At 73.4% G+C, this 4,150-nt stretch carries 4 protein-coding genes; 3 read left to right on the forward strand and 1 reads right to left on the reverse strand.

Annotation, left to right across the window (positions count from 1 at the left end; translation table 11 throughout):
* Nucleotides 1-233: 233 nt before the first annotated feature.
* A complete protein-coding gene (locus ACIRHA_RS34255) occupies nt 234-1,196 on the forward strand; it encodes an arsenic resistance protein (RefSeq protein WP_403854365.1) in 963 nt (320 codons plus the stop codon).
* A 6-nt stretch (nt 1,197-1,202) separates the two neighbouring features.
* Here the strand turns inward: ACIRHA_RS34255 and ACIRHA_RS34260 are convergent, their stop codons facing one another.
* Nucleotides 1,203-1,688, reverse strand: coding sequence for a GNAT family N-acetyltransferase (locus ACIRHA_RS34260; protein WP_403853975.1), 486 nt, complete (start codon nt 1,686-1,688; stop codon nt 1,203-1,205).
* A gap of 44 nt (nt 1,689-1,732) precedes the next feature.
* Between ACIRHA_RS34260 and ACIRHA_RS34265 the strand changes: the two genes are divergently transcribed.
* Entirely contained in the window at nt 1,733-2,647 is a 915-nt protein-coding gene (locus ACIRHA_RS34265; RefSeq protein WP_403853977.1) for a LysR family transcriptional regulator, read from the forward strand.
* 109 nt (nt 2,648-2,756) lie between these two features.
* Nucleotides 2,757-3,896, forward strand: coding sequence for an allantoicase (gene alc / locus ACIRHA_RS34270; protein ID WP_403853979.1), 1,140 nt, complete (start codon nt 2,757-2,759; stop codon nt 3,894-3,896).
* Nucleotides 3,897-4,150 lie beyond the last annotated feature (254 nt).

Raw genomic sequence — 4,150 nt, forward strand, 5'->3', positions numbered from 1 at the left:
CGGGGCTCCGCCCCGGACCCCGCTGCTCAATCGCCGCAGGGGCTGGAAAGATCGGGGCTCCGCCCCGGACCCCGCGCCTCAAACGCCGGCGGGGCTGAAAGATGGCCTCAATCGCCGCAGGGGCTATTTATAGCCCCTGCGGCGATTGAGCAGGCCCGTCCGGCAGGACTTTCGGGAAGGGGCGGGGTGGGGGTTCGCGCAGGTCGGAGGGGTACCGTCGGGGCGTGAACGTGATGCGCAGGGCCCAGGTGGCCGAGGCCATGGAGCGACGGCAAGTAGGCGTCTATCTGGGGGCCTTGGCGGCCGGCGCCGCGATCGGGCTCGCCGCCCCGGGCGCAGGGCCCGGACTCGAGCACGTCATCAACCCCGTCCTCGCCGCCCTCCTCTACGTCACCTTCCTCCAGGTCCCCGCAGCGGAACTGCTCCGTTCGCTGCGCGCCGGACGCTTCCTGGGCGCCGCGCTCGGCGTCAACTTCCTCGTCGTCCCGCTCGTCGTCGCCGCCATGTTCGCGTTCCTGCCCGGCGACCGCGCCGTGCGCCTCGGTGTGCTGCTCGTGCTGCTCTGCCCGTGCGTCGACTACGTGATCGTCTTCAGCGGCCTCGCGGGTGCCGCGAGCCAGCGGCTCCTTGCGGCCACACCCCTGTTGCTGCTCGCGCAGATGGTGCTGCTGCCCGGCTACCTCTACCTGTTCATGGGGTCGGGCCTGAGCGACGTCGTGGAAGCCGGGCCCTTCGTCCGGGCCTTCCTCACGCTCATCGTCGTACCGCTGGCCCTCGCCTGGCTCACCCAGGCATGGGCCGCCCGCCGCCCCGCCGGGCAGCGGGTGTCCGACGCCATGGGCACGACGATGGTGCCGCTCATGGCCGCGACCCTGCTGACCGTCGTCGCCTCCCAGGTCCCCAAGCTGGACGACAACCTCGGGGACGTGGCGCGCGTCGTGCCGTTCTACGTGCTGTTCCTGCTGGTGATGGCGTTCGCGGGCCGCGCCGTTGCCCGCCTGTTCCGGCTCGACGTGCCCTCTGGCCGGGCCGTCGTGTTCACCGGCGCCACCCGCAACTCGCTCGTCGTCCTGCCCCTCGCCCTGTCACTGCCGGACCCGCTGGCCGTCGCGGCGGTGGTCGTCGTCACCCAGACACTGGTCGAGGTCGTCGGCATGGTGGTCTATGTGCGGGCGGTGCCGCGGCTGCTCGGCTGAGCGTCGTCACAGCCGCAACTCCATCAAGGGGAGCGTGCGGCCCGGGACCGAGCCCGACGGGATCACGCCCGTGTGCCGCCCGCCCATCGCCTCGTAGAACGGCACCGCGTGCGGGTCCGCCGCCCAGCTCACCTTCCTGAACCCGGCCCCGCTCGCCGTGTCCCGCATGTGCTCGAAGAGCAGCCGGCCCACCCCGAGGCCGATCGCGCCGGGATCCACGAACATCAGGCCCAGTTCGCCCACCGGCGGCGCCCCTTCGAGCGTCACGAGACCGAGGAGCCGGCCGTCGACGCCCTCGCCCTCGCCCTCGGCGACGGTCGTGCGACGCCGCGTGACCTCGGAAGGGTGCAGCGTCAGCTCGTCCACGCACGCCGCCATGAACGCCTCGTCGTAACCCCAGTGCGCCTTCGAGCGCAGCATGAGGGCCGTCAGGTGCGCCGCCTCGTCGGGGCGGGCCGGACGGAGGCGTGCGGAGGGTGCGGTGCGTGCCATGGGGACAGCGTAGGACGACCGCGCGAGCGGATACGTTGTGGCGTATGAGCAGCGAGAAGCGAGTGCCGGGGCCCGACCGGTGGGACGTGAAGAAGCTGGTGATCCTGCGCACCCTGCGGGAGTGCGGCACCGTCACCGCCACCGCGCAGACGCTGCTCATGACGCCGTCCGCCGTCTCGCAGCAGCTCACCAACCTCGCCAAGCAGCTCGGCGTGCCGCTCCTTGAGGCGCAGGGGCGACGGGTGCGGCTTACCGACGCCGCGCAGCTCGTGCTGCGGCACGCGGAGGCCGTGTTCGCCCAACTGGAGCGCGCCGACGCCGAGTTGGCGCAGTGGATGCACGGCGAGACGGGGACGGTGCGGGTCGCCGCGTTCTCCACCGCCGTGCCCGCGCTCGTGGTGCCCGCCGTGCGGGAGCTGCGCTCGGCGCACCCCGGCATCACCGTCCGGGTGCGGGAGGCGGAGGCCGGGCAGGCGTACGAGCTGCTCGCCACCGGCGACGTGGACCTCGCCCTGTCGCTGGCCGCGCACGCGCCGACGCCCCGCGACCCCAAGTTCACGCGGGTGCCGCTGCTCGCCGACCCGCTGGACGTCGCGCTGCCGGTGGGGCATCCGCTGGCGGGCGAGCCGGGTCTGCGGCTCGCCGATCTCGCCGGTGAGCCGTGGATCTTCGGCGGGTCCGGGCCCTGGTCGGAGATCACGACGGCCGCGTGCGAGGCGGCCGGGTTCGTGCCGGAGCAGGCGCACAGCGCGGCCGGGTGGACCGCGATCCTCGCCATGGTCGAGGCCGGGATGGGGGTCGCGCTGGTGCCGCGGATGGCGGCGGCGCGCCGGGACGGCGTCGTGATGTGCCCGCTCGGCGCGGACCGTCCCGTACGGCATGTGGTGGCGGCCGTACGGAAGGGCTCGGAGGAGGGGACAGCGGTGCGGCGGGTCCTGGAAGCGCTGACCGGTCAGTGAGCCGCTCTCGAACCGTTCAGTGACCGCTCCGTAACCTTTCAGTAAAACTGAAATACCACCTCGAAAACTTTCGATGGACCTTCGGCTTGTCGCGCGCGAGAGTGGGTCCATGACCCAGACGACACCCGCCCAGGACGCCCAGGACCAGGACCCGCACGCCAACGACGCCGCCCCCTACGGAGGCGGCGACCCATACGCGGACTACCGCACCTTCGGTGACGCCGACGCCTTCACCGATCTCGTCGACCTCGCCGACCGGCGGCTCGGCGGCGGTGTCATCGCCGCGAACGACGAGTTCTTCGCGATGCGCGAGAACCTGCTGCTGCGCCACCGCGCGGTGTTCGACCCGGAGCACTTCGGGCACAAGGGCAAGGTCATGGACGGCTGGGAGACCCGCAGGCGGCGGGGGACCGCGGACTCCCCGTTCCCGGCGCCCGAGGAGCACGACTGGGCCCTCGTGCGGCTCGGCGCGCCCGGCGTCATACGCGGCGTGATCGTCGACACCGCCCACTTCCGCGGCAACTACCCGCAGAAGGTGAGCATCCAGGCCGCGAACGTGCCCGGCTCGCCCGGCCCCGCCGAGCTGCTCGCCGATGACGTGAAGTGGGAGGAGATCGTCCCGAAGAGCCAGGTCAAGGGCCACGCGGCGAACGCCTTCAGCATCACGAGCGAGCGCCGCTACACGCACGTCCGCGTCTGCCAGCACCCCGACGGCGGCATCGCCCGCCTGCGCGTGCACGGCGAGGTCGTCCCCGACCCCGAGTGGCTGGACCTCCTCGGCACGTTCGACCTGGCGTCGGTGCTCAACGGCGGTTCGTACGAGGACGCGTCCGACAAGTTCTACTCGTCGCCGACGCAGATCATCCTGCCGGGCACGTCGCAGAAGATGGACGACGGCTGGGAGAACCGCCGTCGCCGCGTCCGCGGCACCAACGACTGGGTCCGCTTCCGCCTCGCCGCGCAGGGCACGATCCGCGCCGTGGAGATCGACACGGCGTACCTGAAGGGCAACTCGGCGGGCTGGATCGCGCTGAGCGGCCGGGACGGCGAGACCGGCGAGTGGTTCGAGATCATCCCCCGCACCAAGCTCCAGCCCGACACCCTGCACCGCTTCCCGCTCCCCAAGGAGGCCGTGGCCACCCACGTACGCCTCGACGCGTTCCCCGACGGCGGCGTGGCGCGGATGCGCGTACACGGCAGCCTGACGGAGCAGGGCCGCCAGTCGCTCCGCGACCGCTTCACGCAGTAGCCCAGGGCGGTATTCAAGGGGCGCGGGGAACCGCGCACACCGCCCGCCGGGCCGGCAGTCGCGCACCCGGCCCGACGCAGAGCACAACCCGCGCGCGAACGGAGAGGGGTGGGGGGGGGCCCGGGCCCGCCCCCCCCCCCCCGCCCCCCCCCCCCCCCGCGCCCCCCCCCCCCGGGCCCCCCCCGGGCGCCGGGGCCCCCCCCCCCCCCCCCCCCCCCCCCCCCCCCCCCCCCCCCCCGCCCCCCCCCCCGTAC

The organism is Streptomyces sp. NPDC102360, from assembly GCF_044766085.1.
Lineage (GTDB): Bacteria > Actinomycetota > Actinomycetes > Streptomycetales > Streptomycetaceae > Streptomyces.